The sequence below is a fragment of the Lentzea kentuckyensis genome (assembly GCF_002150765.1).
Taxonomy (GTDB): domain Bacteria; phylum Actinomycetota; class Actinomycetes; order Mycobacteriales; family Pseudonocardiaceae; genus Lentzea; species Lentzea kentuckyensis.
Genome location: NZ_MUYM01000101.1, coordinates 34,858 through 60,941 on the forward strand (window position 1 = coordinate 34,858; position 26,084 = coordinate 60,941).

A 26,084-nucleotide genomic window follows, 5' to 3' on the forward strand; every position below is an offset into this window, starting at 1 on the left:
TCGAGTTTGACCGCACGGGGGATTGTCCAGAACAGTAACACGTTCTACTTTCTCTGTTATGGCCCTCAACGTCGCAGACCTCGTTGAACACGCCGTCGACACCGTGCCCGACCGGACCGCGCTCGTCTGCGGCTCCAAGAGGGTCACCTACGCCGAACTTGAGTCGCGAGCCAACAAACTGGCTCACCACCTGGCAAAGAACGGTGTGACACAGGGTGCGCACGTGGGGCTCTACGCGCGCAACTCGATCGAGCTCGTCGAGTCCATGCTCGCGGTCTACAAGCTGCGCGCGGTGGTCATCAACGTGAACTACCGCTACACCAAGAACGAGTTGCAGTACTTGTTCGGCGAGTCGGATCTGGTCGCACTCATACACGAACGGCGGTACGCGCCGTTGGTGGCGGATGTCGGCGCGCCCGGACACACCGTCGTGATCGACGACGAGTCCGACGAGGACTTCGCCGGCGCCGACTACGAGACCGCGCTGGCCGAGGAGTCCGACGAACGCGACTTCGGGCCGCGCAGCCCCGACGATCTCTACATCCTCTTCACCGGCGGTACGACCGGCATGCCGAAGGGCGTGATGTGGCGGCACGAGGACGTGTGGCGCACACTCGGCGGCGGCATCGACTTCGTGACCGGCGAACGGCTCACCGACGAGTGGCAGCAGGCTCGCGCCGGCAAGGACTACGGGCTGGTCCGGCTCTGCCTGCCCCCGCTGATCCACGGCGCCGCGCAGTGGGCCGTGCTGGGCGCGTTGTTCTGCGGCAGCACGGTGGTGCTCGTGCCGAAGTTCGACCCCGCCGAGATCTGGCGGGCGATCGACCGGGAGAAGGTCCAGGTCGCCGCGATCACCGGGGACGCCATGGGCCGGCCGCTGATCGAGGAGTTCCAGCGCGGTGAGTACGACGGCTCGTCGTTGTTCATCATCAACAGCAGCGCCGCGTTGTTCTCCTTCACCGTGAAGAAGCAGTACCAGGAGCTCCTGCCGCACACGACGTTGCTGGAGTCGATCGGGTCGAGCGAGACCGGGTCCACCGGCATCGGCGCGGTGCCCAAGGAGATCGAGAAGACCGACGGCACCAAGGTGAAGCTCAACGAGGACACCATCGTCATCGACGAGGACGGCAACAAGCTCGAACCGGCGCCGGGTGTCATCGGCAAGCTGGCGCGCGGCGGGCACATCCCGCTCGGCTACTACAAGGACCCGGAGAAGACCGCGCGGATGTTCGTCGAGGTCGACGGCAAGCGGTTCACGGTGCCCGGCGACTACGCGCGGTTCGAGGCCGACGGCGACATCACGTTGCTGGGCCGGGGCAACACCTGCGTGAACACCGGCGGCGAGAAGGTGTTCCCGGAGGAGGTCGAGGCGGCGCTCAAGTCGCACCCGGACGTGTTCGACGCGCTCGTGATCGGCATTCCGGACGACCTGCTCGGCCAGCGCGTGGGCGCCATCGTGCATCCGCGTGACGGCGCGACGCCGACACTGTCCGAACTGGACGCTCACGTGCGCGAAACGCTCGCGGGCTACAAAGTGCCGCGGTCGCTGTGGCTGGTCGACGAGATCGGCCGCACCCCCAGCGGCAAACCCGACTACCAGTGGGCAAAGCGCCACGTGGAGGACCATGCGCACCAGCCTGTGTGACCAGTTGGGCATCGAACACCCGGTCTTCGGCTTCACGCCGTCGGAGCACGTCGCGGCGGCGATCAGCCGGGCCGGCGGGCTCGGTGTCCTCGGGTGCGTGCGGTTCAACGACGCGGAGGACCTCGACCGCGCGTTGACGTGGATGGACGAGAACACCGACGGCAAACCGTACGGTGTGGACATCGTGATGCCCGCCAAGGTGCCGACCGAGGGCAACCAGGTCGACCTCGCCGGACTCATCCCGCAGAGCCACAAGGACTTCGTGCAGCAGACGTTGCTGAAGCTCGGCGTGCCACCGCTGCCGGACGGCGAGGGCGGCGAGGGCGTGCTCGGCTGGCTGCACTCGGTCGCGCGATCCCACGTGGACGTCGCGCTGACACACCCGATCCGGCTCATCGCGAACGCCCTGGGCTCGCCGCCCACCGACGTCATCGAACGCGTGCACGCGGCAGGAGTTCCGGTCGCGGCGCTCGCGGGCAAGGCCGAACACGCCCGCAGGCACGTCCAGAACGGCGTGGACATCGTGGTGGCGCAAGGTTATGAAGCCGGTGGACACACCGGTGAGGTCGCCACGATGGTGCTCGTGCCGGAGATCGTGGACGCTGTCGACGTGCCGGTGCTGGCGGCGGGTGGCATCGGTTCGGGACGGCAAGCCGCCGCGGCGATGGCTCTCGGCGCGTCGGGGGTGTGGATGGGCTCGTACTGGCTGACGACGGCCGAGTACACCCAGAGTCCGCTGACGCAGAAGGCGTTGCTGGCGGCCACTTCGAGCGACACGGTGAGGACGCGCATCTACACCGGCAAACCGGCGCGGTTGCTGAAGACCCGGTGGACCGAGGCGTGGGCCGAACCGGGCGCGCCCGAGCCGTTGCCGATGCCGTTGCAGAACCTGTTGGTCAGCGAGGCACACCTGCGCATCGCCCGGTCCGACGACCCGTCCGTGGTGTCGATGCCGGTCGGTCAGGTCGTCGGGCGGATGAACGAGGTGCGCCCGGTCGCCGAGGTGATGGCCGACCTGCTGAGGGAGTTCGGCGAGACGGTCGATCGGCTCACCAAGCTGCGCTGAGTTTCAGGAGCTGGGCGGTCGCCCCGCCCAGCTCGAACTCGTTGCGCTTGGCCGCGGTGAAGTACTTGTGCACCTCGTGGCTCATGTCGATGCCCGTCCCGCCGTGGACGTGCACGGCGGTGTGTGCCACGCGGTGCCCCGCATCCGCGGCCCAGAACTTCGCGGTCGCCACCTCAGCGTCGGCCGGCAGTCCTTCGGAGAGCCGCCAAGCCGCCTGCCAGAGCGTCAGACGGATGGCCGCGACGTCGATGTACGCATCGGCGAGTCGTTGTGCCACGGCCTGGAAGCTGCCGATCGGCCGGTCGAACTGCACCCGAGTCCGCGCGTACTCCGCCGTCAGCTCCAACGCCCGTTCGGTCACGCCGAGCTGCAACGCGCACAGCCCCAACGTGTACCGCGCGACGAGCCACTCAGGGGTGAGACCCTCGATCAGCCGGCCGCCGGCGAACTCGAAGGTTCCCGCGACCGAGCCGTCGACCAGCTCCTGTTCGGCGATGTCGACGTCATCGGCGTCCACGAGGAAGACCTGGCCGTTGTGCGCCACCAGGAAGGCCGAGGCGGTGGTGGCGAACGGGACAGTCGTCTTCCTGCCGTTCTGGTCCTCGGCGAGTGCGAGGGAAAGCACGGTTCCCGGACGTGGCGTACCGAACTGCGCCAGCGCCTGTTGGGCGAGCACGGTCGGCAGGTAGGGGACGGCGGAGACCGCGCGACCCAGCTCGATCAGCACCGAGCACTGTTCGAGGACACCGAACTCGTCCGGGGACTCGGGCACGACGCCGGACTTGACCAGGTCGAGCCACGGCGTGTCGGACGAGTCGAGGATCTTGCGGGTCAGCGCGGCCAGCTCGCGCTGCGCCTCGGTCAGCGTGAAGTCCACGAAGTCTCCTTACCGAGGTACGGCGGGCAGCCCGAGGCCGGCCCGCGCGATGATGTCCCGCTGGATCTCGTTGGTGCCGCCGCCGAACGTCAGGATCAGCGACGAACGGTGCATGCGCTCGATCCGGCCGTGCAGCAAGGCCCCTGGCGAGCCGGTCCGCACGATTCCGTTGGCGCCCAGCACCTCCATCAGCAGCCGGTAGCCCTCGGTGGCGAACTCGGTGCCGAACACCTTGGTGGCGGAGGCCTCGGCGGGGGAGGGCGCCTCGTCACCGCCGGACGCGATCCGCCAGTTGATCAGCTTGAGGAACTCGGTCTTGGCGTGCACGCGGGCCAGGTGCAGCCGCACCCACTCGTGGTCGGCGGCACCGGTCTCATCGGCCCATTGGCGAACCTCGCGCAGCGCGGTCTGCAGCGGCGCGGCCGAGCACAACGCGACGCGTTCGTGGTTGAGCTGGTTGGTGATGAGCTTCCAGCCCTTGTGCTCCTCGCCGATCAGGTTCGCCGCCGGCACGCGCACGTTGTCGTAGAAGGTCGCGCTGGTCGTCGGGCCGGACATCGTCGGCACCGGCGTCCAGGAGAAGCCCGGATCCGTCGTCGGCACGATGATGATGCTCAAACCCCGGTGCCGCTGCGATTCCTGGTCGGTGCGGCAGGCCAGCCAGACGTAGTCGGCGTACTGGATGAGGCTGGTCCACATCTTCTGGCCGTTGATGACGTAGTCGGCGCCGTCCCGCACCGCCCGCGTGCGCAACCCCGCCAGGTCGGTGCCGGCTTCCGGTTCCGAGTAGCCGATCGCGAAGTGGATCTCGCCGGAAGCGATTTTCGGGAGGTAGAACGCCTTCTGCTCGGGAGTGCCGTACGCCATGATCGTCGGCCCGATCGAGTTCAGCGTCAGGAACGGCACCGGCGCACCTGCCGCGGAGGCCTCGTCCAGGAAGATCAGCTGCTCGATCATCGGGCGGTCGCGGCCGCCGTACTCCTCGGGCCAGCCGATGGTCAGCCACCCGTCGAGACCCATCTGGCGGACGGTGTCCTTGTACACCTCGGCGTCGCCGTAGTCGCTGCCTCCGGCGAGGCCCGCACGGCGTTCGGGCGTCATGAGCGCGGCGAAGTACGCCCGCAACTCCTGGCGCAACTGGTCCTGTTCGGGCGTGAAACCGATGCGCATGACCGCTACTCTAGAACAAGTTCTACTTCATGTCAGGAGGCCGGGATGAAGGTCGTCGTCGACCCTGCGCTGTGCGAGGCGCACGGCGAGTGCGTGTCGATCCTGCCCGAGGTGTTTGACCTTGACGACGACGAGGTTCTGCAGATCCGGGAGGGTGAGCTGGCCAATGGAGAGGTGGCCTCGGCTGAGCGCGCGGTCGCGGCCTGCCCGATGGGCGCGCTACGCCTCTCACGCTGATGGGCCTTGTCATGAACAGGAACAGATTCTAGTGTGCGACGAGTATCTCGGCCGTGAGCTCAACGAGGAGTGATCCCGGTGAAGGCAGCCGTGCTCAACCAGGTAGGCGACGACAAGCTTGAGCTCCGAGACGACGTGACGACCACCGCGCCGGGGCCGCAGGAAGTAAAGATCAAGATCAAGGCCTGCGGGGTGTGCCACAGCGATCTGTCCGCAATGGACGGAACGCTCCCGGCGCTGGCACCCGGCGTCATCGGCCACGAAGGCGCCGGTGAGGTCGTCGAGATCGGCAGTGCCGTGACATCGCTGGCGGTCGGCGACCACGTGGCGATCACCTTCGTGCCGCCGTGCGGGAAATGCGCTCAATGCGTGACCGGACAGGCACATCTGTGTCTCACGCACACCATCTCGGCCTTCACGTCACCGAGGTTCGTCGTCGGTGGCAACCCGGCCTTCGGGTACGCGGGTCTCGGCGCGTTCGCCGAGGAGATGGTCGTGCCCGCCGACGCCGCGATGAAGGTCGACGACGACGTGCCGTGGGAGATCGCGGCACTGCTGTCCTGCGGCATCCTGACCGGTGTCGGCGCCGTGCTGAACACCGCGAAGGTCGAGGCGGGCTCCAGCGTCGCGGTGATCGGCTGCGGTGGTGTCGGCGTCGCGGTGATCCAGGGCGCGCGGCTGGCCGCCGCGGCGCGGATCGTGGCCGTGGACCCGGTCCTGGAGAAGCACGAGGTGGCGCAGAAGTTCGGCGCGACGCACGCGACGACGCCCGACGGCGTCGCGGATCTCAACAACCAGCTGAACATGGGCATGGGCTTCGACTACGTGTTCGACGTGGTCGGCATCCCGGCGACCATCCGCCAGGCGTGGGACCTGACCCGGCGTGGCGGCCACACCGTCGTCGTCGGAGCGGGACGGGCGGACGCGATGGTCTCGTTCAGCGCGCAGGAACTCTTCCTGCACGACAAGACCCTGCACGGGTCGTTCTACGGGACGGCGAACTTCCGCCGGGACGTGCCGCGCATGATCGCGCTGTGGCGGCAGGGCCGGCTCGACCTCGAGGGCATGATCAGCAAGCGGATCAGGCTCGAAGAGGTCAACGAGGGACTTCAGGCCTTGCGCGGCGGTGGATCACTGATCCGCCAGGTGATTCTCTTCGACTGAACCATTTCTCTTTGGGAGTCTTCTGTGGACCTTGCGGGGAAGGTCGCCGTCGTCACCGGCGCGGGTGCGGGACTCGGCCGGGCGGAAGCACTGGAGCTCGCGCGGGCCGGTGCGTCGCTGGTGCTGAACGACCTGCCGGGGTCGGCCGACGCCGCCGCGGCCGAGATCGAGGAGCTGGGCGCGAAGTGCGTGGTGGTCGAGGGTGACGTGGGGGAGCGGAGCACCGCGGACGCCCTCGTCACCGCGGCCGTCGAACAGTTCGGCGGGCTGCATGTCGTCGTGAACAACGCCGGTGTGCTGCGCGACCGGATGCTGTTCAACATGTCCGACGAGGAGTGGGACCTGGTCGTACGGGTGCACCTGCGCGGCCACTTCCTGTTGTCACGCAACGCTGTCTCGTTGTGGAAGCAGCAGTCGAAGGCAGCGGGCGCACCCGTCTACGGACGGATCGTGAACACGTCCTCCGAGGCGTTCCTGCTCGGTTCCGAAGGTCAGGCCAACTACGCGGCGGCCAAGGCCGGCATCGCCGCGCTGACGGTCGCGACCGCGCGGGGCACGTCCCGCTACGGCGTGCGCGCCAACGCGATCTGCCCGCGCGCCCGCACCGGCATGACCGCGCACGTGTTCGGTGACGCACCCGAGGGCGACGACTCGCTGGCACCCGAGCACGTCGCGAAGTTCGTGGCGCACCTGGCGGGACCGTCCGGCGACAAGATCAACGGGCAGGTCTTCGTGGTGCACGGCGGCATGGTCGCGCTGATGGCGCCACCGACCGTCGAGCAGAAGTTCGACGCGCTGAGCGATCTCGACGGCTACTTCGCCGATCGCGATCCACAGAGGACGTTCGCCTGTACGGAAACGATGAGTCTCTAATCGGGGCACTGTAGGAGGAGCTGTGGCGCTCACCGTCCAACCACACCGCGAGACGCTGGGTCTGAAGGACGGCCGGCTCCTCATCGGTGGCGAGTTCCGCGAGTCCGACGAGACCTGGACGCACCACCACCCCGCGACACAGGAGGAGATCGGCAGCTTCGCCGTCGCGTCCGAGAAGGACGTCGACACGGCCGTCCGCGCGGCCCGCAAAGCCTTCGACGAAGGCACGTGGCCGCGGTCCAAGGCCGGTGAACGCATCAGGATCCTGCGCCGGTACAGCGATCTGCTGCGGGAGCACGCCGATGAGCTCAAGGGCCTGCAGGCGCTGGACAACGGGGTGCCGCTGACGTTCGGCCAGATCTACGCGACCTCGGTCGGCATCGCGGCGGACATCTTCGACCACCACGCGGGCTGGATCGACAAGGTCGGCGGCCAGACCCTGCCGCCGTACCAGGGCGGCGACCACCTGGCGATGACGTTCCGCGAACCGGTCGGTGTGGTCGCGGCGATCCTGCCGTGGAACGCGCCGTTCGTGCTGTTCGCCCAGAAACTCGCACCGGCGCTCGCGGCCGGGTGCACGGTGGTCGTGAAGCCGTCGGAGTACGCGTCGTTCTGCGTGATCCGCATGGTCGAGCTGCTGATCGAGGCGGGACTCCCGGAGGGCGTCGTCAACCTCGTCACCGGCCCCGGCAACCCGACCGGCGAGGCACTGATCACGCACCCCGGCGTCGACAAGATCAGCTTCACCGGCAGCCGCACGGTCGGCCGCCGGATCGTCGAGGCCTCCGCGGGCACGATGAAGCGCGTTTCCCTGGAGCTGGGCGGAAAGTCGCCGGCGATCGTGTTCGCGGACGCCCCGAACGTCGGCCTCGCCGCGATGACCTGCATGGGCATGGTGACGATGGGCCTGTCCGGGCAGGCCTGCGTGGCGCACACGCGGGCGCTGGTCGCCAGGGAGGCACAGGACGAGTTCGTGAACATGGCGACGATGCTCGCCGGCGCGGTGACGTTCGGCGACCCGTTCGACCCGGCCGTGCTGGCCAGCCCGCTGATCAACGGCAAACAGCTCGAACGCGTCCTCGGCTACATCGAACGCGGCCAGGAGGACGGCGCGCGCCTGGTCACCGGCGGCACCCGGCTCGAAGGCGACCTCGCGGCCGGGAACTTCGTCGCACCGACGATCTTCGCCGATGCCAGCAACGACATGACGATCGCCCGGGAGGAGATCTTCGGCCCGGTGCTCACCGTGGTGCCGTTCGACGACGAAGAGGAAGCCATCCGGATGGCGAACGACACCGAGTACGGCCTGGGCGCGGGCGTCTACACGAACGACGTGCGCCGCGCGTTCCGCGTCTCGAAGCAGTTGCGCGTCGGAATGGTCGGCATCAACGGGTTCCAGCTCGAACCACATGTGCCGTTCGGCGGCTACAAGCAGTCCGGCCTCGGCCGTGAGGGCGGCCAGAGCGCCTTCGAGGCCTACACCGAGCTCAAGACCGTGATGATGCCGCTGACCGACGAGCTGATGTAGATGCGGCTGGACGGCAAGATCGCCCTGATCACCGGCGCCGCCCGAGGTCAGGGTGCGGCCGCGGCCCGCCGGTTCGTCGAGGAGGGCGCGCGGGTGGTGCTCACCGACGTGCTCGACGACCAGGGCAAGGAACTCGCCGCCGAGCTGAGCGCCGAGTACTACCACCTCGACGTGTCGTCGGAGGAGGACTGGGCGGCGGCCGTCGCGTTCACCGAGGAAACGTTCGGCGACATCACGGTTCTCGTGAACAACGCGGGCATCCTGCACTTCTCCGCGCTGGCCGAGACCACGCTCGCCGACTACCAGCGGGTGATCGGCATCAACCAGGTCGGCACGTTCCTCGGCATGCGCGCGGTCGTGGCGTCCATGACCAGGGCCGGCGGCGGATCGATCGTCAACGTGTCGTCCGTCGAGGGCCTGGCCGGAATGCCTTACCTGGTCGCGTACACGGCGTCGAAGTTCGCGATCCGCGGCATGACCAAGGTCGCCGCGCTGGAACTGGGCAAGCACGGCATCCGGGTCAACTCGGTGCACCCCGGCGCCATCGACACCTCGATGGTGAGCGAGACGCTGGGGCACCCGATCGACATCTCCCCGATCGGGAAGAAGGTGGCGCTGCGCCGGGTCGGTCAGCCCGAGGACGTCGCTGGCGTCGTCCTCTTCCTGGCCAGCGACGACAGCGCCTACTGCACGGGTGCGGAGATCGCGGTGGACGGAGGGGCCACCGCGACCCACGCGCTCAGCCGCTGAACTGCCGTCAGTCTCCCCGGGAAAGCGATTGCCCGACGTGGGCAACCTCCCGAGCCCCAGTGGCGTCTTGATGATCGAGAGGTCAGACCTGGGGAGCTGTATTTGAAATCAATATTGGTGACGGCCGCGTTGTTGATCGGGCTGGCGCCGGCCGCACTCGCCGCGGAAGAGGCGCAGACACCCGTCCTGAGCTGGCAGGACTGTCAGGACGGGTTCCAGTGCTCGACCGCGAAGGTGCCGCTCGACTACGACCAGCCGTACGGCACGAAGATCGACCTCGCGTTGATCAGGCTGCCCGCGACCGATCCGGCCAAGAAGATCGGCTCGCTGTTCGTGAACTTCGGCGGGCCCGGCGCGTCCGGTGTGGACCGGCTGCGGGGGCGCGGCAAGTGGGAGTGGCTGTTCTCGCCGGAGCTGCGGGCGCGGTTCGACGTGGTGTCGTGGGATCCCCGCGGCATCGGCCGTTCCGCGACGGTTCGCTGCTTCGACAGCGTTGAGGAGCAGCAGTCGTTCCTCAACGCCATCCCGGTGTATCCGAACACGGCGGCGGACGAGGCCTCGTTCTACGACTCGTACCGCGAGTTCGCCCGCCGTTGTCAGGAGAAGTCCGGCGATCTGCTGAACCACGTCTCGTCCGCGAACACGGCACGCGACCTGGATCTGCTGCGCAAGGCCGTCGGCGACAAGAAGCTGACGTACCACGGCATCTCGTACGGCACGCATCTCGGCGCGATCTACGCGAACATGTTCCCGGACAAGGTTCGCGCGCTCGCGTTCGACGGCTCGCTCGACTTCGTGGGCAACGCCACCGGGCACGGCGACCAGGGCACGACCGTGCCGCTGGACACGCGCCAGGACGTGCCGCGCGGTGTGGCCGAGACGTTCGACCAGTTCCTGAAGCTCTGTGCGGCACCGGGCGCGAAGTGTGCGTTCGCGGGCGGCGACCTGAAGCAGAAGTGGGCGGACCTGGTGGCCAAGGTGACGGCTTCCCCCGTCACGACGCCGGACGGCCGGTTCGACCGCGTCGCGCTGATCAGCCTCCTGTGGGACGCGCTGGCGCAGCCGGACACCTGGCAGGACACCGCCCGGATCATGCAGGGGGTGTGGGAGGCCCAGCCGTCGCTGACGGCGTCGGCCGACTACATCTCGAACCGGACGGAGGCGTTCAACGCGATTCAGTGCGCGGACAGCGACTTCCCGCGCGACACCGCCGCGTACACCAAGTACGGCAAGAGCGAGGACGAGCGCGTTCCGTACTGGGGCCGTGCCGTGGTCTACGACATGATGGCCTGCGCGTTCTGGCAGGGTCGTGACAACGACCGCTTCACCGGCCCGTGGAACCGCTCGACGTCGGCGCCGATCCTGTTCATCAACAACAGGTTCGACCCGTCCACGCCGCTGCACGGTGCGCACGACGGTGCCGCGGAGATGGCCCGCACCGGGTTCCTGACGGTCGAGGGCTACGGGCACACCAGCATGTACGTGCGCAGCACGTGCGCGGAGAAGGTGAAGCGGGAGTACCTCTTCACCGGTGTCCTGCCGGCGCAGAAGACGTGCGGCATCGACAAGGGGCCGTTCGCCTGACCGTTTTGTTCCGCTGAGAGGGGCTCCACCGTTGCCGGTGGGGTCCCTCTTGCTTTCGGCTCGTTCTCGTGGCTACGGTAACGAAACTGAATTGGTAAGAAAACTGAACCAGGAGGAACTGTGCTGGCTGCCGTGCGGACAGTGGCCGACCTGGCCCGTGAGGTCGCGCCGAAGACCGAGGCCGGGCGTGCGCTCGCCCCCGAGCTGCTGGCCGCGATCCGCGACGCGGGACTGTTCGGGCTGGGGGTTCCGCGTGCGCTGGGCGGTGCCGAGGCTGATCCCGCCGCGATCCTGGCCGCCGCGGAGACGATCGCCCGTGGTGACGCCTCTGCCGGGTGGTGCGTGTCGATCGCGGCGACGAGCGGGTTGCTGGCTGCCTATCTGCCAGAGGCCGGTGCTCAGGAGGTGTTCGGGGATCCGCGATCGGTGGCCGCCGGGGTGTGGGCGCCCAAGGGACGCGGGGTCGCGGTCGACGGCGGGGTGGTGGTGTCGGGGCAGTGGTCGTTCTGCTCGGGGATCGGGCACGCCGACTGGTTGTTCGCCGGGTTCGTGCACCCGGCCGGGGTGCTGAAGGTGGCCGCGTTGCCGAAGTCGTCGCTGGAGGTGCTCGACACCTGGCACACGACGGGGTTGCGCGGTACCGGAAGTCACGACTCGGTGGCGCATGACGTGTTCGTCCCGGATCACCGGATTCTGTCCGTGCTGGACGGACCTCCGGCTGGTTCGCCCGCGCTGTACCGCTTTCCGGTGTTCGGGTTCTTCGCTCTGTCGGTCGCCGCGGCGGCGTTGGGCAACGCGTTCGGCGCACTGGAGGACTTCGTGACGCTGGCCGGTCACCGCAGTCCGCTCGGGTCCAGCCGCACGCTGGCGGAACGAACGTCCACTCAGGCGGCGGTCGCCGCGGCGGAGGCGTCGCTGCGGGCGGCGCGGGCGTTCTTCTACGAGGCCGTCGGTGAGGCCTGGCAGGCGGCGCAGGGCGAGTCGGTGCCGGTGGAGGCGCGGGCGGCGGTGCGGCTGGCCGCCACCCATGCGACGCGTACCGCCCGAGTGGTCGTGGCTGATCTCTACGACCTGGCCGGTGGTGGCGCGATCTACGACGGCGCGCCATTGCAGCGGCGGTTCCGTGACGCGCACACCGCCACCGCGCACTTCCAGGTCAACGCCGCGTCGTACGAGCTGCCGGGCAAGGTGCTGCTCGGCGTGCCCGCGCAGACGGAGCAGCTGTGACGTCGGTCGGCGTGGTGACGCCGTTCTGGCTGGACCGGCCGCCGTCGGAGGCGCTCGACATCGCGGTGGCGGCGGACGAGGCCGGGTTCGGGACGCTGTGGATCGGCGAGATGGCGACGTTCGACGCGTTCGCGCTGGCGACCGCCGTGGGCCTGCGGACGTCCGGCATCACGGTGAAGATCGGCCCGCTCGCGGTGGGGGTGCGGAGCCCGGTGGCGCTCGCGCTGGGACTGTCCACTGTGGTCGCCACGACCGGACGACGGGCCGGCTTGGCCCTGGGCGCTTCGAGTCCGCGGATCGTGTCGGAGTGGCACGGCCGGACGTGGGAGCCCGTTCGAGTCATGAAGCGGACCATCCGGGACACGCGGGCGATTCTGGACGGCAACCGCGTGTCCGGCTTCCGTCTGCGGCAACCGGTTCCGGGCACCGCGATCTCGGTGGCGGCGTTCGGCCCGGCCATGACCAGGGTGGCAGCCGCCGAGGGCGACGAGCTGGTCCTGAACCTCGTCAGCACCGACCACGTGGCCCACGTCCGCAAGACACTTGACGGCTCCGCTCATCCGCCGCCGATCGCCGTCTGGATCCCCGCCGCCCTCGGCGCCGGCCAGGAGACGCTCCGGCAACTGCGGTCCCAGCTCGCCGTCTACCTGGCCCCGCCCGGCTACGGCGAGATGTTCACCGCCCTGGGCCACGGCGACCTGGTCGAACGGGCCCGAGCCGGGACCCCGCGTGCCGAACTGGCACAGGACATCCCCGTCGACCTGATCGAGGCCGTCGGCGCGATCGGCTCGGCCGAGCACATCGCCCGGCGGGTCGGCGAGTACTTCGAGGCGGGCGCCGAGCACGTCGGCCTGGTGCCCGCGACGGCAGCGGACCCGGCCGCCCGGCGGCTGCTGACTACGCTCTCCCCACTGTTGACGAAGGGACGCAGATGATCGACTCCGACGCCCTCGGCCGCCGCTTCCGGGGTGAATCCGTCGGGCGAGCGCTCGATCTGGTGGGGGAGCGCTGGACGTTGCTCATCCTGCGCGAGGCCTTCTTCGGCGTGAAGCGGTACGGGCAGTTCGTGCGGAACCTCGGCATTCCGCGCCCGACCCTGTCCGCCCGGCTGAAGTCCCTCGTGGACGCCGGCCTGCTGCAGCGCGTGCCGTACGCCGAGGACCGCGACGAGTACCGCCTCACCCAGGCGGGCCTGGACCTGTTCCCCGCCATCGTGATCCTCATGAAGTGGGGCGACACCTACGTGCCGGACCCCGACGGCCCGCCGGTCGTGCTCGAACACAGCACGTGCGGCAAGCCGGCCGACGCGTACCTCGCGTGCCGGTGCTGCGGCGAGGAGATCACCGCGCACAACGTCACCGCACACGCCTAGGCAACTGGCCAGAAGTCCTGTCCGAAACCGCGTGGCCTCCGTTGGTGCCATGAGCCCTGCGGGGACTCTGTTGGCTGATCGCGCTCGACCTGGAGCTGGAGCCGGGATTGTCCAGCATGTCCGACAGATGGGCACCGCCCGGTATGTCCGATCCCCGCCCGCGCCACATGAAGATGCACATCTGCTTGCCGCCGAGTCGGCCATGACCGCGATACGACGCTCAACCTGGTCGCCGTGCGCCGGACGGGCGTGCCTGGCGTGATTGCCCTGTTGGTTGTAGGTAAGTGCCTGTTGATGTTGAGTTGGTGGTACTTGCAGACGCCATCAAGGCCAGGTGGGGGATCCTCTTGGGCGAGTATCGGACACAACTTCTGGCAGCCTGCCCAGCGTCGCGACCGGCACCCGTCTGAGCGCCGAATACGGGGCGAAGGCTGCCAGTCGTGGCGCTAGCTTGGCTTCATGATGAACCCGCTGAGCCAGGTGCCGCTCGAACGGTTACGGCGCCGCACGAGCGTGAAGTGGCGTCGCTACCCGGAGGACGTGCTGCCGCTGTGGGTGGCCGAGCTGGACGTCGACCTGGCCGAACCGGTCGCGCGGGCGATCACCGAAGCGGTGCGCGACGGCGACACGGGCTACCCGGCCGGCACCGCCTACGCCGGGGCACTCGCCGGGTTCGCGCGGTCCCGCTGGAACCACGAGATCGACGTGGAGCACACGGCGATCGTCCCGGACGTGATGCTCGGCGTCGTCGAGATGATCAAACTGGTCGGCGGTGATCTCGTCGTCGTCAGTCCGCCGGTGTACCCGCCGTTCTACCTGTTCGTGCGGAGCATGGGCCTGCCGATCGTGGAGGCACCGCTCACCGACGACCGCCTCGACCTCGAAGTGCTGGAACGGACCTTCCAGCTCATCCACGCCGAACAGCCGGTGTTCCTGTTGTGCAGCCCGCACAACCCGACGGGCACCGTCCACACCGCTGACGAGCTCGCTGGTCTCGCCGACCTCGCCCGGACCTACGGCGTCCGCGTGATCGCCGACGAGATCCACGCGCCGATCGTCTCGAAGAGCACGACCTTCGTGCCGTACCTGAGCGTCGACGAGCACGGGCTGTCGCTGATGTCCGCGTCCAAGGGCTGGAACCTCTCCGGGCTCAAGTCCGCGGTCGCGATCGCCGGCCCGGCCGCGGCGGGTGACCTCGCCCGGTTGCCCGAGGAGGTCAGCCACGGCCCCAGCCACGTCGGCTCGATCGCGCACACCGCGGCGCTCAGCGAGGGCGGCGAGTGGCTCGACGCCGTGATCGACGGCCTCGACGACAACCGGAAACTGCTGGCCGGCCTGCTCGAGGAACACCTGCCCGAGATCGGTTATCGGCCGTCGCCCGCGACCTTCCTGGCGTGGCTGGACTGCCGGAACCTGGGGTTCGACGATCCGGCTGCGGTCTTCCTCGAACGCGGCCGCGTGGCGTTCACCTCGGGAAACGACTTCGGCACCGGCGGCGCGGGGTTCGTGCGGTTCAACATCGGGACGAACCCGGAGATCATCGCCGAAGCCGTGCGCAGGATGGCTGCCAGCCGCTGACAGCCCGCTGTGCGCGCGCTGTCAGCGGCCGCGCGCACAGTTCTCCCGACACAGGGAGGAAAGAACGATGTCGCTGGCCATCAGGGCGGAAGGCCTGGTCAAGCACTACGGGGAGACCAAAGCCCTGGACGGGGTGGACCTCGAGGTGCCGGAGGGGAAGGTCGTGGGGGTGCTCGGGCCGAACGGCGCGGGCAAGACCACGGCGGTGCGGGTGCTGGCCACGTTGCTGCGCCCGGACGCGGGACACGCCACGGTGCACGGGCACGACGTGGTGAAGGACCCACGGGCGGTCCGGTCGCTGATCGGGCTGACGGGGCAGTACGCGTCGGTGGACGAGGACCTGTCCGGTACGGAGAACCTCGTGCTGCTGGCGCGGTTGCTGGACTTCTCCCGTGCGGGGGCGCGGGCGAAGGCGGCCGCGCTGCTGGAGCAGTTCGAACTCACCGACGCCGCGGGGCGGGCCGCCAAGACGTATTCAGGGGGTATGCGTCGGCGGCTCGACCTCGCGGCGAGCCTCGTCGGCAACCCGTCCGTGCTGTACCTGGACGAGCCGACCACCGGGCTGGACCCGCACGCGCGCAACGAGGTGTGGGCCGTGGTCCGCAAGCTCGTCGCGAACGGCGTGACGGTCCTGCTCACCACGCAGTACCTGGAGGAGGCCGACCAGCTCGCGGACACGATCACGGTGTTCGACCACGGGCGGGTGGTGGCCGAGGGACGGCCCGACGAGCTCAAGCGGCGGGTCGGCGGTCAGACGTTGCAGGTGCGGCCGACGTCGGCGCGCGACATCGACGTGGTTCACCGGATTCTCGGTGACCTCACCGGGGTCCGGCCGACGCGTGACGACGACACCGGGTTGTTGACGGCGCCGGTGAACGATCCGGTGCTGCTGTCCACTTTGGTCCGCAAGCTCGACGAGGCCGGGATCACCGCGGACGAACTGGCGCTGCGGCTGCCCTCGCTCGACGAGGTCTTCCTGGCGCTGACCGGCAAGCGAGAAGGGAGCCTGGTGTGAGCACGATCGCGTTGGACAGGGGCGTGCGGCACGGGTTCTCGCTGGCCTGGCGCGGCATCCTGAAGATCCGCAAGAACCCCGAACAGCTCGCGGACGTGACGATCGCGCCGATCGTGTTCCTGGTGATGTTCACCTACCTGTTCGGCGGGGCGCTCGCCGGGAACACCGACGCGTACCTGCAGATGCTCGTGCCGGGCATCCTGGTGATGAACATCCTGCAGGCCAGCATGACGTCGGGCGTGCAGCTGAACACGGATGTGTCCAAGGGCGTGTTCGACAGGTTCCGCGCCATGCCGATCGCCCGGTCCGCGCCGTTGATCGGGGCGGTGCTCGCGGACATCGTGCGGTACGTGGTGTGCATCCTGGTGTTGCTGGTGGTCGCGACGATCATGGGCTTCCGGGTGCAGACCGGCCCGGCGGAGCTGCTGATCGCGGTGGGGCTGGCGCTGGCGTTCGGGCTGTGCTTCTGCTGGGCGTCGGTGTTCGTGGGCATGCTGCTCAAGACCCCGCAGGCGGTGCAGGGCCTGATGTTCGTGCTGATCATGCCGTTGACGTTCGGCAGCAACGTGTTCGTCGGCACCTCGACGATGCCGGGCTGGCTGAAGGCGTGGGCGGACATCAGCCCGGTCTCGCTGCTGGCGGACGCGCTGCGCGGGTTGCTGAACGGCGGTGCGATCGCGGGACCGCTGACCGGGTCGCTGATCTGGATGGTGGCCGCGGTCGCGGTGTTCTTCCCGCTCGCGATGTGGGCTTACCGCAGGCGGGTCTGAGATGAGGCGGGCATCAGTCGCTGATGCCCGCCTCCTCGCGTACTTCCCGCAGCGCCTCGGCTTTGGTGATCCGCAACGGTGCCGGCTCGCCGAGTTCGCCGACCAGCCGGCGCACGTCCGGGTCTCCCAGGTCGAGCCGCCCGCGGATGAGCTGGGCGAGAGCGAGCAGCCGGGCCGCCGAGTCGCGGCGGCCACCGGCGAACCGCACCCTGGCGAGCAGTTCCACGACGGTCGCCAGGTCCGGCATGTCGCTGCGCTCCGCCGTCCTGCCGACCGCGACCGCGATGCGCGCCTCGGCCTCGGCGGGATTGCCCTCGGCGATGGCGATGCGGCTTTCGAGCACGGCCGACCACTCCGTGACGAACGCACCGAGCACGGCCGAGGTGGTGGCACGCCGCCGGAAGCGGGCACTCAGCTCGCGTGCCTCCGCCAACCGGCCCGCGCGCAGCAGGACCTCGGCCTTCGCGTAGTCGATCATGATGGACATCTGGTCGTTGCCGATGGCCTGGACGTACCGCTCGGCCTCGATCACCTCGCGCTCGGCCGCGGCGTGGTCGCCGAGCCGGGCGTACTCGACCGCGAGCCGCCACCGCTGTTGCACGGCGTCGTCCTGCGACCGCAGTTCCAACGCCACCTCGAGACCGCGTTCGAACAGTTCGATCGCCGCCCGGTTGTCGCCGGTGTGCGAGACGAACGTGGCCTTCATGCCGAGCGTCATCGCCGAGCCCCACCGGTCGCCCACTGCCATGAACTGCTCGTACGCGCGGTCGCGGGCCTCCTCGGCGCGGTCGAGGTCGCCCTCGTCGACCAGGATGAAGCTCAGTGCCCAGTCGGCCGCCGCACGCGCCCAGGCGTCCTCGCTCGCGGCCGCCCGCTTCACCTCGCGGCGCGCGAGTTCGTGGTTCTGGCTGAGGAACGCGAGCATCGGCAGCGCGATCGCCAGCGGCGGCCACTTCTGGGTGGCACCGGTGTTCACGCAGTCCTCGATGACCTGCGCGGCCTCGGCCGTGGCGGGCAGGCCGGGCATCGCCGCCATGATCAGCTGCATCGCCCGGAACGTGGCGTGGACGTCGTCCGGCAGCTGGTCGCCGAGCGCGAGCACGTCGCGCACGGACAGTTGCGCGCGATCGTTGTCGCCCTTGACCATCCAGTACCAGAACACCCCGCCGAGCAGGGCCGCCGCCAGGTCGACGTCGCGGTCGTCGATCGCGCCGCGCAACGCCGCCGCGATGTTGTCCTGCTCGGCCTCGTAGACCGCGATCGCCTCCAGTTGCCTGGCCGTGCGGTTGAGCGGTTCCCACCGGTCGGTCAGCTCGCGGTAGTACCGGCGGAACCGGCCGACGATCTCCCGCTGCTCGCCGGACGCCTCCAACTGCTCGGCCGCGTAGACCCGGATCGTCTCCAGCATCCGGTAGCGCGGCTCGGCGTCGAGCTCGATGACGTCCACAATGGACTTCTCGACCAGTGACGTCAGCACGTACAACGGGTCCTCGAAGCAGACCTGCTCGATCGCGTCGAGGTCGGCACCGGCGGGGAACACCGAGATCCGTCTGGCGAGGCGGCGTTCCTCCTCGGTCAGCAGGTCCCAGCTCCACTCCACGACCGCGCGCAGCGTGCGCTGGCGGGGGAGCGCGGTGCGGCTGCCCGAGGTGAGCAACCGGAACCTGTCGTCGAGGCGCTGGGTGATCTGCCGGACCGTCATGGACCGCAGCCGCGCGGCCGCCAGTTCCAGCGCGAGCGGCATGCCGTCGAGCCGGTGGCAGATCTGCCGCACGTAGTCCACAGTGGACTCGTCCAGCCGGAAGCCCGGCTTCACCGCGCTCGCCCGGTCCAGGAACAACCGCACCGCGCCGAACCCCGACACGTCGGCCTGACCGTCGGGCACGCTGAGCGGACCGACCGGGTACAGCGACTCGCCGTCGATCGCGAGCGACTCCCGGCTGGTCGCGAGCACGCGCAGGTTCGGCACCCGGCGCAGCAGCTCGGTGGTGAACTCCGCCGCCGAGCTGATGAGGTGCTCGCAGTTGTCCAGCACCAGCAACGACTCCCCGGCGCCGAGCACCTCGGCGATCCGGTCCATGCCGTCGCTCGCCCGCCGCAACGGATCACCGCCGACCCTCAGGTCGAACGCGCCGAGCACCGCACCCGCCAGGTCCTCGGCCGCGCGCACGCCGGCCAGCGCGGCGAACCACACGCGTCCCTTGGCGTGCACCGGATGCCGGGCCGCCGCCTCCGTGGCGAGGCGGGTCTTGCCCGCGCCGCCCGGTCCGACCAGCGTCACCAGCCGGGCCTGGCCGAGCAGTCCCGCGATCTCCGCGAGCTCGTCGTCACGCCCGACGAAGCTGGTGAGCCGCACGGGCAACCGGTCGGCCACCGGACGCGGCCCCAGCTCGCCGCGCAACGCCGCGACGTGGATCTGCTGCAGCTCGGCCGACGGGTCGACGCCCAGCTCGTCCGCGAGCCTGCCGCGGACCTGCTCGTAGACGTGCAGCGCCTCGGACTGCCGCCCCTGCTGACACAGTGCGCGCATCAGCAGTCCGGCCAGGCGTTCCCGCAGCGGGTGCTGTTCGTACATGGCGGTGAGCGTGGCGACGTCGAGCTCGCCGGTGCGGAACCGGTCCTCCTCGGCGGCGATCCGCGCTTCGTCCAGCCTGATGACCGCGACCTGCGCGAACGGCGCCTCCCGCACGTCGGCCAGCGCTTCTCCGCGCCACAGGGCGAGTGCCTCGTCCGGCCGTCCGGCGGCCCGCAGCCGGTCGAACTGGAAGACGTCGACGTCCTCGGGCGCGATGCCGAGCCGGTACCCGCCCGGTTCGAGCGTCACGTCCGGGCAGACCTTGCGCAGCCGCGACACGAGCGACTGCAGCGCGTTCGCCGCGTCAGCGGGCGGCTGAACGCCCCACAGGTCGTCGATCAGGGTCGCGGTCGGCACCGGGCGGCCGGGGTCGAGCGCGAGCCTGGCCAGCAACATCCGGACGCGGGCACCACCGATGTCGACCGGTGTGCCGTCCTCGGCCACCACGGTCGTCGGTCCCAGCAACGCCACACGCACGGTTCCAGCTTCCCAGATCAGTTGAGGCGATCAGGCGAGAACGCCGAGTGCGCCGGTGAGCGCAGCCGGTCGGTCCGGTGGCGGCGAGAATCCGCTGCACGGTCACCCCCGCCAATGTAATGATCGACGCATGACGAAGTACTGGGGGACCGCCGAGGCTGCTTGGCGATGGGTTCTTGATCAAGTTCGGTACGACGACGCGGTCTGGATGCCGGTGGCCGTCGGCGAGGATCCGGTCGCCGACGTGCGCGACGGCATGCACGCGGGCATCGGCGGACTGGCGCACACGCTGGCCGAGATCCGGCTGAGCCGCGACTGGACGGCCGAGGAACAGCGGCTCGCGGATGCGATCGCCGGTCAGGTCCGGGCGGGCATCGCGACGCTCACCGAAGTCAACTACTTCAGCGGCCTGGTCAACTCGATCGGCGTGCTGACGGCCCTGGACGCACCCGGATCCGACGAGGCCGTCACCCGGCTCCTCGAACTGTCCACACCGGACGGATGGCCGAACGCGAGGCTGGTGCCGCCCAACTTCGTGGAGGGTGCCCGGAACCACGACCTCACGCTGGGCACGGCGGGAGTCCTGCTGGCCGCGGTGTGGGCGAAGCGGCACGGGGTGGCGGGCGCGGAGGAGCTCGCCAAGCTGTCCGCCGACATCCTGCTGGCCGAGCGCGAGGAGACACCGACCGGCCTGAACTGGCAGGGGGTGCCAAAACGCTTCTGCGTCGTGCAACGCGAAACCCCCAACTTCTCGCACGGCCTGTCGGGCATCGCGACCGCGCTCGCCCTGGCCGGTGCGGAGTTCGGCCGCCCTGACCTCGTCGACGCCGCTGCCGCGGGCGCCGAGCACCTGGTGGCGTTGTCCGACCAGAGCGACGGAGGCTTCCGGGTCCAGCTGCGTATTCCGCACCTGGAGGACTTCGAGCGGTTCAGCTACGGCTGGTGCCACGGCCCGACCGGCACGTCGTTGCTGTGGCCGGCTCTGCGCCGTGCGGGCGTGCGAGAAGTGGCGGACACACCGGTGATGGACTGGCACAGCCGTTGCCTGCACAGCGTCCGTGTGTCCGGTCTGCCTGAAAGGCGTTATCCGGGTTTCTGGGACAACGACGGCCGCTGCTGCGGGACCGCGGGCGTGGGCGACGTCCTGCTGGACGCGGGGGAGCGGGAGTTCGCGCTGCACCTCGCCGACGTGATCGTCGACCGGGCGATTCCGGACGGCGACGGCGTGTGCTGGCGGTTCATCGAGCACCGCGACGACGAGCCGCTGCTGCCCGCCGCTCTCGGCTGGATGCAGGGCGCGGCAGGCATTGCCGGGTTCCTGTTCCACGCCGGTCGTGCCGCCGAGGGGGACGCGACCGTGGTGCCGCGCCTGGACACCTGGTGGGCGCAGGTGGCGTGACCGGTCAGCGCGGCACCGACTGGGCGAACGCGAACACCCGGTCCGGGTCGTACTTCGCGGCGACCTCCCGCAACCGCGCGAGGTTGCCGCCGTAGTACGCCTGCGCCCAGTCCGGCAGCCGCGGATCGATGTAGTTGACGTACCCGGCGTCGCCGACCAGCGCGCCGAGCCCGTCCCGCGCCTGTCCCATCACCTTGGCCGCCTCGCCCGCGGCCTCGGGCGGAGTCTTGAAGTAGAGCTGGGCGCAGGCGAGCGCGGTGCGGTGGGGGAACGCGGTGGCGTCCGGCGCGACGTCGGACACCGCGCCGCCGAGGCTGTCGAAGATCAGGTACGACTCGTCGGACTGACCGGCCAGCAGGTTCGCGGCCCGGCCGGGGTCGGCGATCGGCGAGCGCACGACGCGTGACGACGCCACGAACGACTCGCGGTCGATCGGGGCGCCCGCGAAGTACCGGGTGGCCTCGGGGAAGCTCCTCGGCTGGACGAACCGCTCGGGCGCGGCGGGCAGTGCGGTCAGCAGGCCGGCCAGCGCGCCGGCGGACCCGAGGAAGCAGCCGCCCACCCGGCAGGTCGGCTCCGGACCGCCGCGCACCACGACGTTCGACCAGAGTTCGCGAGGTGCCTGCGCGATCCAGCCCTGCCACGCGCCCAGCACGTCCGCGGCGGCGCCGGCGGGGTACTGCAGCGAGAAGACCGTCACGTCGGGGGCCGGCAGGGTGTCGAACACGAACGACGTGACGATCCCGAAGTTGCCGCCGCCACCGCCGCGCAGCGCCCAGAACAGGTCGGGCTCCTCCTGCGCGGAGGCCGTGAGCTGCCGGCCGTCCGCGGTCACGACGGTCGCGGAGACGAGATGATCGCAGGTCAGGCCGTACTTGCGGGCAAGCACACCGATGCCGCCGCCGAGCGTGAGCCCCGCGACGCCGACTGACGGACACGTGCCGGTCGGCAGACAGCGGCCGGATCGCGCGAGCACCTCGGCCACCTCGCCGAGCCGGGCACCGGCGCCGATCCGGACCTGGTCACCGGGCAGCAGCTCGGTTCCGGCCAGGCCGCGCAGGTCGATCTGCAGGCCGTTCTCCGGCGAGGAGTACCCGGCGTAGCTGTGGCCACCGCTACGGGCGGCGACGGGTACCCGTGATCGTGCCGCCGTGACGCAGGCCTGGACGTCGGCCACGGAGGTGCACCGGGCGACGGCGGCCGGCTTGCGGGCGTCCCACACGGGGTTGAAGCCCTGGTAGGTGAAGCCGTCGTCGGTGGGCAGCAGCAGCTGACCCGAAAGCTTCGAGCGCAACGCGGCCCAGTCCGGCGGTCCACTCGGAACGGACGAACTGGACGGAGGTGCCGACGGGCCCCCGGAGGTGGTGGTGCAGGCGGAGAGCGCCATCCCGGCACCCGCCAGTCCCGCGACCTGGAGAAACCTGCGGCGGTCCACGCCGGCAATGGTGGCACAAGATCGGCTCACGCCGGGGGAGGCCGTATTGGTGGAACTTGGGCAAATGGCTTCTCAAGAAGACTTAAGCTCCGCGTGTGAAGCGACTTATCGTGGCGTCCCTGTGCCTGCTCGCGGCCGCCTGCAGCACGTCGGCGCCGACCGGCACCGGCACGTCCACCCCGGTCTCGCCCTCGATCTCCACGCCCGCCGACGAGTCGCCGGCAGTCCGCGCGGCCTTCGAGACCTACACGAAGGCCGCGCTGGCCAAGGACGGCACCACGGCCGTGTCCGTGGTGGCGTCCCCTGTCTTCGCCTTCTTCGACGACGTCCGGAAGCTCGCGCTCACCGGAACCGAGGAGGAACTCGCCGGGGGCAAGCTCAGCACGCGCGTCACCGTCTACTCCATGCGCGGCGGCCTGGACGCGGCGACGCTGCGTACCGCGTCGCCGAAGGACGTGGTCAAGGCCTCCATCGACAAGGGCCTGGTCGGCGAGCAGGGCATCACCAACCTGGCGCTCGGCGAGATCGCGGTCAAGGGCGACACCGCGTTCGTCGAGGTGACGTCTCGCGGCCAGAAGGCACCGTTCAAGCTCAAGTTCGTCCGCGAGGACGGCACGTGGAAGTTCGACATGATGCCGGTGATGGACATGGCCGACGCCGCCTTCGTGGGCCTCGCGCAGGAGAAGAACCTGACCCCCGACCAGCTGGTCGAGCAGGTGCTGGTCGCCATGTACGGCCCGGCCAAGGCCGCCGAGGTCCGCAAACCGCTCGGCGCCTGACCCAGGCCGCCCATCACTCTCCGCAGTCCCCCTGCCTGCCAAACGACACGCGGGGACCCCGCGTTTCCTCCAGCGACACGAAGGGCCCCCGCGTGCCCAAAAATGGGGCTGGTGGGGTTTGTGTGGGTGAAGGAGGCGGTTTCGGCGCCGAAGGCTAGTAGTGCTTTGTCGGGTCCGGAGGGACGGACTTCCGCGACCCCGGTGGTCGCGTTCTCACGATGCTGCACTTGTAAGTTGGTTGTAGTTACGNNCCCGACAAAGCACTACTAGGGGCGGGGTAGGCCCAGTGCGAGCGTCAGTTCGAGCACGCGTTGCGGTGAGGCCAGGTCGGGGAAGAGCTCGCGCAGCTGGCTCATCCGGTAGCGGACGGTCTGCGGGTGCACGAACAACGTGGTCGCGACCTCCTCCCGACGGCCGTGGTGCAGCAACCACGCGCGGAGCGTCTCCTCCAACCGTCGGGCCGTGGTGGCGGACAACGTCCGCAACGGTGCGAGCGCGCGCGCCCGGAGGTCCGCGTAAGCATCGGCGTCGGCGGTCAGCACCAGTTCGACCAGGTGGTCCTCGGTGTCACGGATGTCGGGGGACAGCAGGCGCGCGCGCATCGCACGTGCGTAGGAGGCAGACGCACGCATCCATGGCCGCGCCGGACCGACAACGGCCGTGCGGTCGGTCAGCTGCCGCAGCAGGTGGGCGCGGTCGGTGTCGGGCACCAGCAGCACCCCGGTGGCGTCTGGCAGGTCGTCCAGCACCAGGGTGGACGAGTCGAGCGAGCGGTACGCGGGGCGGGCCTGCGCGGCGGGCAGCAGGACGGCGGTCAACGAGTTCGGCGGTTGCCAGCCGGCGCGTTGGGCGTCGGCGAGCAGTACCTCGGCACCGGCACCGGCGAGCAGGTCGCGGGCCAGTTGTTCCAGGTGACGTTCGTGGGCGAGGCCGCGCGCGGCCAGTTCATCGGCGTGGCCGGCGGCGCTCGCGGCGGACAGCTCGTCGATGTAGGCGAAGGTCAGTTCGGCGAACTTCGCCACCTCCGCCGCCGGCAGGCCCGCCGGCACCGCGCCGTCGGCGAGGCCGCGCCACGCCACCCGCGCGCCGACGCGATAGGCGCTGAGCAGCGCGTCCATCGACCGGCCGTCCCGCACCTCGCCGCGGCCCAGCTCGTAGGCGGCGTCGCTCGCGTCACCACCGGTGGCCTTGCCTCCAGCGAGGTCCAGGTAGTGTCCGAGCGCGGTTCGAACGGCGCGGCGGATCGTGCTACCCATGCGTCCGGACAGGGCGTTGGCGTAGCTCGGGACCTCGTCGATGATGGCCTGGACGACCTCGTCCGCCGTGGTCCTCAGCACCGCCCGCAACGCGGTGACGGTCTTCTCATCGAGGGCCAATTCGGTGGCCCGCTGCATTGCATGACTCACGTTTTGTTCCCCGCGAACAAATCGGCTGGCCAGATTCACGTCCTGCGGACAGGACTTTACGCCCTGAGGCGCATCAAGCTGGAGTCATGACGAGTGCCGCCCTCCGCAGCAGGGCGTGGAAACTGCTAGAGCTGGTCACGACGCCGCTGCTGCCGTCCGACTACCTCGACCTGGTCAGCCCGCTCCGTGCGGGCGCTGACCTGCGAGGACGCATCGAGGCTGTGCATCGGGAGACCGATGACGCCGCGACCATCGTGATCCGCCCCGGCCGGGGCTGGCGCGGCCACGTCGCCGGCCAGTACGTCCGGATCGGCGTGGACGTCGACGGCGTGCGCCTGTGGCGTGCGTACTCGGTGACCTCGCCGACGAACCGGACGGACGGCCGCATCACGATCACCGTGAAGGCCATCCCGGACGGCAAGGTCAGCAACCACCTGGTCCGCCGGGTGAAGCCGGGCACGGTCATCCAGCTCGACCAGGCCTGCGGCGAGTTCGTGCTGCCGAAGGCCAGGCCGGCCAAGGTGCTCTACCTGACCGCCGGCAGCGGCATCACGCCCGCCATGGGCATGCTGCGCGACACCGAGTTCGACGACGTGGTCATGGTCCACTCCGCGCCGCGCAAGGAAGACGTGATCTTCCGCAACGACCTGCACGACCTCGTCGCGGACAAGAAGCTGCGCCTGGTCGAGCTGCACACCGACACCGACGGCATGCTCGACATCGCCCGCCTCGAAGAGCTCGTGCCCGACTGGGCCGAGCGCGAGACCTGGGCCTGTGGTCCGGCCGGCCTGCTCGACGCCGCCGAGGAGCACTGGGCCCGGCACGGCGTCACCGAACGGCTGCACACCGAACGCTTCCGGCCCACTGTCGTCGTCGCCGGCGAGGGTGGCGAGGTCACCTTCAGCACCACCGGCAAGACCGTCGCCGCCGACGGCGCCACGCCGTTGCTGGACGTGGGCGAGGAGGCCGGCGTCCTGATGAAGTCCGGCTGCCGCATGGGCATCTGCTTCGGCTGCGTCACGCCGCTCCGCTCCGGCGCCGTCCGCGACCTGCGCACCGGCGAGATCACCGAGGGTGACACCGGCGTGCTGATCCAGACCTGCGTGTCCGCCGCGGCGGGCCCTTGCGACCTCGAACGCTGACTTCCACCACTGAAC

At 69.8% G+C, this 26,084-nt stretch carries 22 protein-coding genes; 17 read left to right on the plus strand and 5 right to left on the minus strand.

Going from position 1 to position 26,084, the window contains the following annotated elements; genetic code table 11:
- Positions 1-58 precede the first annotated feature (58 nt).
- Both B0F77_RS37770 and B0F77_RS37775 read left to right on the plus strand, forming a co-directional pair.
- On the plus strand, positions 59-1,645 hold the full coding sequence (locus tag B0F77_RS37770) for an acyl-CoA synthetase (RefSeq protein WP_086667849.1): 1,587 nt from the start codon (positions 59-61) through the stop codon (positions 1,643-1,645).
- On the plus strand, positions 1,626-2,711 hold the full coding sequence (locus B0F77_RS37775; RefSeq protein ID WP_086667850.1) for an NAD(P)H-dependent flavin oxidoreductase: 1,086 nt from the start codon (positions 1,626-1,628) through the stop codon (positions 2,709-2,711). The genes B0F77_RS37770 and B0F77_RS37775 overlap by 20 nt, the downstream gene beginning before the upstream one ends.
- On the opposite strand, the gene B0F77_RS37780 is transcribed toward B0F77_RS37775, so the two are convergent.
- Positions 2,695-3,588, minus strand: a complete 894-nt coding sequence (locus B0F77_RS37780) for an acyl-CoA dehydrogenase family protein (RefSeq protein ID WP_086667851.1) — start codon at positions 3,586-3,588, stop codon at positions 2,695-2,697. The two genes, B0F77_RS37775 and B0F77_RS37780, sit on opposite strands and share 17 nt — an antisense overlap.
- A 9-nt stretch (positions 3,589-3,597) precedes the next feature.
- Positions 3,598-4,758 carry an acyl-CoA dehydrogenase family protein gene (locus tag B0F77_RS37785; RefSeq protein WP_086667852.1) on the minus strand — a complete coding sequence of 387 codons (1,161 nt, stop codon included), beginning with the start codon at positions 4,756-4,758 and terminating at the stop codon, positions 3,598-3,600.
- A gap of 45 nt (positions 4,759-4,803) precedes the next feature.
- Here B0F77_RS37785 and B0F77_RS37790 point away from each other — a divergent pair, with 45 nt between their 5' ends.
- The 12 genes from B0F77_RS37790 to B0F77_RS37845 all read left to right on the plus strand — a co-directional run bounded on the left by B0F77_RS37790 (position 4,804) and on the right by B0F77_RS37845 (position 16,856).
- On the plus strand, positions 4,804-4,995 hold the full coding sequence (locus tag B0F77_RS37790) for a ferredoxin (RefSeq protein ID WP_086667853.1): 192 nt from the start codon (positions 4,804-4,806) through the stop codon (positions 4,993-4,995).
- A gap of 78 nt (positions 4,996-5,073) precedes the next feature.
- A complete protein-coding gene (locus B0F77_RS37795) occupies positions 5,074-6,159 on the plus strand; it encodes a Zn-dependent alcohol dehydrogenase (protein WP_086667871.1) in 1,086 nt (361 codons plus the stop codon).
- Positions 6,160-6,183: 24 nt separating this feature from the next.
- Positions 6,184-7,032, plus strand: coding sequence for a 3-oxoacyl-ACP reductase (locus B0F77_RS37800; protein ID WP_086667854.1), 849 nt, complete (start codon positions 6,184-6,186; stop codon positions 7,030-7,032).
- Between the two features lie 22 nt (positions 7,033-7,054).
- Positions 7,055-8,560 (plus strand): aldehyde dehydrogenase family protein, encoded by a 1,506-nt coding sequence (locus B0F77_RS37805; RefSeq protein ID WP_086667855.1) that lies wholly within the window; start codon positions 7,055-7,057, stop codon positions 8,558-8,560.
- Positions 8,561-9,310 (plus strand): glucose 1-dehydrogenase, encoded by a 750-nt coding sequence (locus B0F77_RS37810; protein WP_086667856.1) that lies wholly within the window; start codon positions 8,561-8,563, stop codon positions 9,308-9,310.
- A gap of 102 nt (positions 9,311-9,412) precedes the next feature.
- On the plus strand, positions 9,413-10,894 hold the full coding sequence (locus B0F77_RS37815; RefSeq protein WP_245849164.1) for an alpha/beta hydrolase: 1,482 nt from the start codon (positions 9,413-9,415) through the stop codon (positions 10,892-10,894).
- A gap of 120 nt (positions 10,895-11,014) precedes the next feature.
- The gene (locus B0F77_RS37820; RefSeq protein WP_086667857.1) at positions 11,015-12,121 is read left to right on the plus strand and encodes an acyl-CoA dehydrogenase family protein; all 1,107 of its coding nucleotides are present in this window, start codon (positions 11,015-11,017) and stop codon (positions 12,119-12,121) included.
- The gene (locus B0F77_RS37825; RefSeq protein ID WP_086667858.1) at positions 12,118-13,056 is read left to right on the plus strand and encodes an LLM class F420-dependent oxidoreductase; all 939 of its coding nucleotides are present in this window, start codon (positions 12,118-12,120) and stop codon (positions 13,054-13,056) included. Before B0F77_RS37820 ends, B0F77_RS37825 begins: the two co-directional genes overlap by 4 nt.
- The gene (locus B0F77_RS37830; protein ID WP_086667859.1) at positions 13,053-13,493 is read left to right on the plus strand and encodes a winged helix-turn-helix transcriptional regulator; all 441 of its coding nucleotides are present in this window, start codon (positions 13,053-13,055) and stop codon (positions 13,491-13,493) included. Before B0F77_RS37825 ends, B0F77_RS37830 begins: the two co-directional genes overlap by 4 nt.
- 459 nt (positions 13,494-13,952) lie before the next feature.
- Positions 13,953-15,071, plus strand: a complete 1,119-nt coding sequence (locus B0F77_RS37835; RefSeq protein ID WP_086667860.1) for a MalY/PatB family protein — start codon at positions 13,953-13,955, stop codon at positions 15,069-15,071.
- A 67-nt stretch (positions 15,072-15,138) separates the two neighbouring features.
- The gene (locus B0F77_RS37840) at positions 15,139-16,086 is read left to right on the plus strand and encodes an ATP-binding cassette domain-containing protein (RefSeq protein ID WP_086667861.1); all 948 of its coding nucleotides are present in this window, start codon (positions 15,139-15,141) and stop codon (positions 16,084-16,086) included.
- Complete coding sequence (locus B0F77_RS37845; protein WP_086667862.1) at positions 16,083-16,856, plus strand: ABC transporter permease; 774 nt, start codon at positions 16,083-16,085, stop codon at positions 16,854-16,856. Before B0F77_RS37840 ends, B0F77_RS37845 begins: the two co-directional genes overlap by 4 nt.
- Before the next feature lie 13 nt (positions 16,857-16,869).
- Here B0F77_RS37845 and B0F77_RS37850 read toward each other — a convergent pair whose 3' ends face one another.
- Positions 16,870-19,908: an AfsR/SARP family transcriptional regulator gene (locus tag B0F77_RS37850; protein ID WP_086667863.1), complete on the minus strand. Its 3,039-nt coding sequence runs from the start codon at positions 19,906-19,908 to the stop codon at positions 16,870-16,872.
- Between the two features lie 130 nt (positions 19,909-20,038).
- Between B0F77_RS37850 and B0F77_RS37855 the strand changes: the two genes are divergently transcribed.
- Entirely contained in the window at positions 20,039-21,307 is a 1,269-nt protein-coding gene (locus B0F77_RS37855) for a lanthionine synthetase LanC family protein (protein WP_086667864.1), read from the plus strand.
- A 4-nt stretch (positions 21,308-21,311) separates the two neighbouring features.
- On the opposite strand, the gene B0F77_RS37860 is transcribed toward B0F77_RS37855, so the two are convergent.
- Positions 21,312-22,742, minus strand: coding sequence for an FAD-binding oxidoreductase (locus B0F77_RS37860; RefSeq protein ID WP_342746884.1), 1,431 nt, complete (start codon positions 22,740-22,742; stop codon positions 21,312-21,314).
- Between the two features lie 95 nt (positions 22,743-22,837).
- Between B0F77_RS37860 and B0F77_RS49340 the strand changes: the two genes are divergently transcribed.
- Positions 22,838-23,521, plus strand: coding sequence for a hypothetical protein (locus B0F77_RS49340; protein ID WP_211294232.1), 684 nt, complete (start codon positions 22,838-22,840; stop codon positions 23,519-23,521).
- Positions 23,522-23,787: 266 nt separating this feature from the next.
- Here B0F77_RS49340 and B0F77_RS37870 read toward each other — a convergent pair whose 3' ends face one another.
- Positions 23,788-24,927 (minus strand): PucR family transcriptional regulator, encoded by a 1,140-nt coding sequence (locus tag B0F77_RS37870; protein ID WP_086667866.1) that lies wholly within the window; start codon positions 24,925-24,927, stop codon positions 23,788-23,790.
- A gap of 86 nt (positions 24,928-25,013) precedes the next feature.
- On the opposite strand from B0F77_RS37870, the gene B0F77_RS37875 reads away from it, so the two are divergent.
- Positions 25,014-26,069, plus strand: coding sequence for a ferredoxin reductase (locus B0F77_RS37875; protein ID WP_086667867.1), 1,056 nt, complete (start codon positions 25,014-25,016; stop codon positions 26,067-26,069).
- The last annotated feature ends 15 nt before the right edge of the window (positions 26,070-26,084 follow it).

Coding starts and splice junctions, on each gene's coding strand:
- B0F77_RS37770 (WP_086667849.1), top strand. CDS start 59: ATGGCCCTCAACGTCGCAGACCTCGTTGAACACGCCGTCGACACCGTG.
- B0F77_RS37775 (WP_086667850.1), top strand. CDS start 1,626: ATGCGCACCAGCCTGTGTGACCAGTTGGGCATCGAACACCCGGTCTTC.
- B0F77_RS37785 (WP_086667852.1), bottom strand. CDS start 4,758: ATGCGCATCGGTTTCACGCCCGAACAGGACCAGTTGCGCCAGGAGTTG.
- B0F77_RS37790 (WP_086667853.1), top strand. CDS start 4,804: ATGAAGGTCGTCGTCGACCCTGCGCTGTGCGAGGCGCACGGCGAGTGC.
- B0F77_RS37810 (WP_086667856.1), top strand. CDS start 8,561: ATGCGGCTGGACGGCAAGATCGCCCTGATCACCGGCGCCGCCCGAGGT.
- B0F77_RS37830 (WP_086667859.1), top strand. CDS start 13,053: ATGATCGACTCCGACGCCCTCGGCCGCCGCTTCCGGGGTGAATCCGTC.
- B0F77_RS37835 (WP_086667860.1), top strand. CDS start 13,953: ATGATGAACCCGCTGAGCCAGGTGCCGCTCGAACGGTTACGGCGCCGC.
- B0F77_RS37840 (WP_086667861.1), top strand. CDS start 15,139: ATGTCGCTGGCCATCAGGGCGGAAGGCCTGGTCAAGCACTACGGGGAG.
- B0F77_RS37855 (WP_086667864.1), top strand. CDS start 20,039: ATGACGAAGTACTGGGGGACCGCCGAGGCTGCTTGGCGATGGGTTCTT.
- B0F77_RS37875 (WP_086667867.1), top strand. CDS start 25,014: ATGACGAGTGCCGCCCTCCGCAGCAGGGCGTGGAAACTGCTAGAGCTG.